Here is a 1,706-nt window from a genome sequence, read left to right as displayed (position 1 = left end):
TCGCCAAGACCCAATGCCTATGGTGAATGTGAACACCGATGAGTCTCACCCGGATGAGTTTTTCCCCGATCGGGCGTTTTATCTTGCTTGTCTTGAGGGAGATTTGGATCAGGTGGAAATGTCACTGGCAGACGGCGTCAATGTCGATGCCGTTATTGTCATTATGGATGATGATTCCACTGCCTTGATGTTGGCAGCTGGTGGCGGGCACAAAGATATCGTCAAACGCTTGATCAACGCCGGGGCAAATATCAACGCTGCCTGTTCGAGTGGTACCACCGCACTGTTCGTGGCTGCCCAGGCAAATAACACCGACTGCGTGAAAATCCTGATCGAAGCCAAGGCGGATCTCAACGCTGCCCGTTCTATTGGCGCCACCCCGCTGTACATCGCTGCCCAGGAAAATAACACCGACTGCGTGAAACTCCTGATCGAAGCCAAGGCGGATCTCAACACCCGGACTAAGAATGGCGCCACCCCGCTGTTCATCGCTGCCCAGGAAAATAACACCGACTGCGTGAAACTTCTGATCGATGCCAGGGCGGATCTTAACTCCCGGAATAAGGATGGCGTCACCCCACTGTTCATCGCTGCCCAACAAAATAAAATCGAAAGCGTGAAAATCCTGATCGAATCCGGGGCAGATCTCAACGCCCGGACTAAGGATGGCATCACCTCGCTGTATATAGCAGCCCAGCTGGGCCATACCGACATTGTGAAAGCCCTGACCGAAGCCGGGGCTGATCCCAACATCGCCTCATCGAATGGTGCCACTCCACTGCTCATCGCTGCTAAGAGAGGCAATCCCGACTCTATGGAAGTCCTGATCAACGCCGGGGCAGATCTCAACGCCGCCACGTCGAATGGCTACACCCCGGTGTCCATCGCGATCAAGTTTGGCAATACCAATTGCTTGAAAGTCCTGATCGAAGCCAAGGCAAATCTCAACGCCCGGACTCATTATGGTTACACCCCACTGTTCATTGCTGCACAAGAAAATAACACCGACTGCGTGAAACTCCTGATCGAAGCCGGGGCGGATCCCAACGCCCGTAATGAGGATGGCGCCACCGCGCTGTTCGTAGCAGCCTGGAAGGGCAATACCGACATCGTGAAACTTCTGATCAACGCCGGAGCTGATCCCAACATCGCCCTACCGGATGGCACCACCCCGCTATGCCTTGCTGCCCAGAAGAATAACATCGACTGCATGGAAGTCCTGATCGGGTGCGGGGCGGATCTCAACCCTCGGATTAAGCTTGGCGCCACCCCGCTGCACGTCGCCGCTTGGAAAGGCAATACCGGCTGCGTGAAAATCCTGATCAACGCCGGGGTTTATCTCAACACTGCCATGTCGGATGGCACCACCCCAATGTTCGTCGCTGCCGGGAGAGGCAATACCGACTGCGTGAAAGTCTTGATCGAAGCCAATGCGGATCTAAACGCCCCCCGGACTTCCGATGGCGCCACCCCGCTGTCCATCGCAACCGAGATGGGCAATACCGACTGTGTGAAGGCCCTGACCAAGGCTGGGGCACGGTAGGGAGCAAAGACATTCTCTGTCTTGCTCTGGTTGGTAGCGATCTTTACTGTGATGCCAAGACTATCAGGGCGATCTACAAGAAACGGTGAAAAATCGAGATCCTGGCAAGGCTGAAAGCGCGATTGAGAGAACGGTTCACTGCGTAACTTGCGTTATTTTCCTG

The 1,706-nt window shown here is 54.9% G+C and carries 1 protein-coding gene; it reads left to right on the top strand.

The annotated features are described in order from the left end of the window. A partial coding sequence (locus KDK19_RS08515) for an ankyrin repeat domain-containing protein (RefSeq protein WP_257287734.1) occupies positions 1–1,543 on the top strand: 1,543 nt, incomplete at its 5' end. Between the last annotated feature and the right edge of the window lie 163 nt (positions 1,544–1,706).

The sequence above is a fragment of the Endozoicomonas sp. ONNA1 genome, from assembly GCF_024606325.1.
GTDB lineage: Bacteria > Pseudomonadota > Gammaproteobacteria > Pseudomonadales > Endozoicomonadaceae > Endozoicomonas_A.
This window is presented reverse-complemented; position numbering and strand designations above follow the sequence as displayed.